General features: G+C 74.2%; 2 protein-coding genes. One reads left to right on the top strand and one right to left on the bottom strand.

Annotation, left to right across the window (positions count from 1 at the left end; genetic code table 11):
* Positions 1-121: 121 nt before the first annotated feature.
* Entirely contained in the window at positions 122-1,183 is a 1,062-nt protein-coding gene (locus ACTIGN_RS17830) for a hypothetical protein (protein ID WP_439626235.1), read from the bottom strand.
* A gap of 98 nt (positions 1,184-1,281) precedes the next feature.
* On the opposite strand from ACTIGN_RS17830, the gene ACTIGN_RS17835 reads away from it, so the two are divergent.
* Positions 1,282-2,682, top strand: a complete 1,401-nt coding sequence (locus tag ACTIGN_RS17835; RefSeq protein WP_439626237.1) for a hypothetical protein — start codon at positions 1,282-1,284, stop codon at positions 2,680-2,682.
* Positions 2,683-2,758: the final 76 nt, after the last annotated feature.

Genomic DNA, 2,758 nt, shown 5'->3' on the forward strand with positions numbered 1-2,758 from the left:
AAACCAAAGGCAAACTGTCTGGTAGGGGCCGCCCTCCGTGGCGGCCCGCCAGCCAGTTTCGGCGTATCCAGGAGCATTGCAACACCGCAGCCTCTGGCCCGTGCCACCAGATCCGCCTCGCTTACTCCCCCCCGGGCCGCGGGCCGGTGACGCTCTTGAACAGCGCGGCGACGCTGCCGGCCGTTCGGGGGCGCGACAGTGCGGCGGCCTGCGTCGGGCCCACGGGCGGTTGCTTCGCGGTCACCTGGGTCGCGGGCGCGGGCACCGCGACCGGCGCGGCCCCGCGGAGCGGGTCCGAGAGCAACCCGACGAGGTGGTGCTCGGCGGTGAGCTGGCGGTACGCCTGGGCCGAGATGTTGAGCCCGCGGCCCACGGCGGTGCGGGCGTCGCGGATCAGGTCCGTCGGCGGGCCGACCGCGACCGCGTCGTAGTACGCGACCGGGCCGGCGGCCGCGTCCTTCTCTTTCTCCTTGTCCGTCCCGGGGGCGGCCTTCTCCGGCGGCCTGACCGGCTCCTGGTACGTCGCCACGCACACCTGGAGCGCCGCGTAGGCCAGCGCCCGGACGCACTCGGACGACTCCGCCGGGAACCCGTCCTTCGTCCCGCCGTTGACCGACAGGGTCAGCGCCGCGATCGTCTTCTTCGAGCAGCAGCACCCGTTGGCGAACGCCTTCGCGGCCTCGATGCGGACGCACTCGCTCGGGTCGCCGCGGAGCGCCGCGATCAGCGCCGGCTCGGCCTCGGGGTAGTACTTGCAGTTCACGGTCCCGAGGTAGCGGACGGCGGCGCGGCGGGCGGCGACGTTGGCCTCGTCCTGCTTGATGCGGGCGGCGGCCCCCTCGGCGCTGGTGGCCGGCTTCGCGAGGTCGGCCGGGCTCGGCCCGCCGCACCCCGGCCCGAACAGCCCGCCGGTCAACATGCCGACCGGCGCCAGGACCGCGTTGAACATCTTCCCGATCCCGGAGTTGCAGAACTTCTGCTTGCACGCCGCCTTCTGGTCCGGCGTCATCGTGAACATCGAGAAGATGTTCCGCGGCGCGGCGGCCGGTGCGGCGGCGGGCACCGCGGGGGGCACGGGCACGGCCGTCCCCGGAACCGCCCCGCCCGGGACCGACGGGATCTGCCCGGACGCGACCACCGCGAGAGCCGCGGACGCGACCATGACCACGACGAACGTTCGCATCGGACCCCCTCCGGAAGTCGTCTTCCCCCGGCGCGGCGGATACGGTATTGGCCCCCGGAACTCAAGCCGAATGCGCCGGTCCCGAGGGGTTTCGCGGAATGGCCGCCCGCTTCTACATCGCGGTCGCCGGGGTGATCGCCGGGTGCGCCGGACTCGCGCTGCCGGGGGCGGGGCAGGGGCCGCCCGTCGCGGTCCCGCAGCCGATGCCCGCCGAGAAGGACGCCGTCCGCGACGCGCTCAAGGCCGTCCGCGCGGGCCTCGAACTGCCAGCGGTCGTCGCCCCGCCCGCGAACCCCCCCGAGAGCCTGCCGGCCCCGGCCCCGCTGCCGGTCGCGCCGAGCCCCACGCCCGCCCCCGCACCCGTGCCGACGCCTGTGCCCGCACCGCCGCTCGCGCTGCCGCCGCTGCCCGTCGAGCCGCCGGTCGTCGCGCCGCTGGGCGGGGGGCTGACGGTGGACGGCCGCCCGATCGACCTCTCGACGTTCCGCACCAGGCTCGGCGGCGGGTGCGCGGCGTGCGGGCACGACGACTGCGAGACGTGCGGCGGCTCGCGGCACTGCTCCCCGGGCCGCACCGCGTGCGAGCCGTTCCCGGCGAAGAACCGCGCCGAGCGGGTGATCGGCGTGCTGTACGAGACCGTGTGCTGCCCGGACCCGTGCTACGAGCCGAAGTGGACCGCCCTGGCCGACGCCGCGTACTTCACCGCGTCGGCCCGCCCGGTGACGCACGCCCGGTTCCGGTGGGACGCGGGGCTGCGGGTGGTGCTGCCGGACCGGGCCGAGTACTTCTGGGCGCGGGCCGACGGGCTCGGGCTCGGCCCGCGGCCGGTCGGGCCGAACAGGACCGCGACCCGGGTGAACTACCACGAGCTGAGCATGTACACGGAGATCGCCGTGACCGGCTCGCTCGCGACGATCATCGACCTGCCGTACCGGACCAACAGCGCGGTCGGCGCGAGCCCCGGGGCCGGGTTCGGCGACCTGCGGATCGGCACCAAGACCCTGATGTTCGACCGCGAGCTCGTCCAGGTCGCGCTCCAGTTCCTGACGTACCTGCCGACCGGGCAGCCGACGAAGGGGACCGGGGTCGGGCACGTGTCGCTCGAACCGTCGCTCATCGTCGGGCTGAAGCTGTCGTCCGAAACGTACCTCCAGGCGCAGTTCGGCGACTGGATCCCGCTCGGCGGGTTCCCGGGGTACTCGGGCGGGGTGCTGCAGTACAACCTGAGCCTGAACCACACGCTCTGGCGGCCGGTCCGCGACGTGCAACTGATCGGGACGTGGGAGGTCAACGCGCTGACGTTCCTCGACGGGTCGTACACCGACCCGACCCGGGGGCCGAACCAGCGGGCCGTCGGGATGACCTACGTGTCGGCCGGCCCGGGCATCCGGTTGAACATCTGCGACAAGCTCGACTTCGGGGCCGGGTCGTCGTTCGCGCTCACCGACCCGCACTTCGCCGCCGCCCTGTTCCGCACCGAGTTCCGCTACCGGTACTGACCCGCGGTTGCACCGCCCGTGCCGGGCGAACCCTGAGCGCCAGCGAGGGGGTGCGCCTCACCCCCTCGCTGGCGCT

It is taken from the genome of Gemmata sp., assembly GCF_051859125.1.
Classification (GTDB): Bacteria; Planctomycetota; Planctomycetia; order Gemmatales; family Gemmataceae; genus Gemmata.

Excerpts from the sequence above, each read along its gene's own strand:
- ACTIGN_RS17835 (WP_439626237.1), top strand. The coding sequence starts at position 1,282 with ATGGCCGCCCGCTTCTACATCGCGGTCGCCGGGGTGATCGCCGGGTGC.
- ACTIGN_RS17830 (WP_439626235.1), bottom strand. The coding sequence starts at position 1,183 with ATGCGAACGTTCGTCGTGGTCATGGTCGCGTCCGCGGCTCTCGCGGTG.